The following is a 239-nucleotide window of genomic DNA, read 5'->3' on the forward strand; positions in this document are numbered from 1 at the left end:
GCAAGCGTTTTAACGTCCGTAAAGATGCCGATGGTCGCGCACTGGCAGGGCTTTCACAAGGTGGGTATCAGGCGCTGGTATCGGGAATGAATCATCTGGAAAGCTTTGGCTGGCTGGCCACATTCAGTGGTGTTACCACGACAACCGTACCGGATGAAGGTGTCGCGGCCCGGCTGAACGATCCGGCAGCTATTAACCAGCAACTACGTAATTTTACTGTGGTCGTTGGTGATAAAGAT

1 protein-coding gene is annotated in these 239 nt (G+C 52.7%); it reads left to right on the forward strand.

Features of this window, described 5'->3' with window-relative positions; all coding sequences use genetic code 11:
* Positions 1-239 (forward strand): alpha/beta hydrolase-fold protein (locus SB756_RS34780; RefSeq protein ID WP_410913847.1); only part of this gene is annotated, 239 nt, incomplete at both ends.

The sequence above is a fragment of the Pseudomonas sp. SIMBA_068 genome (assembly GCF_046534705.1).
GTDB lineage: Bacteria > Pseudomonadota > Gammaproteobacteria > Pseudomonadales > Pseudomonadaceae > Aquipseudomonas > Aquipseudomonas putida.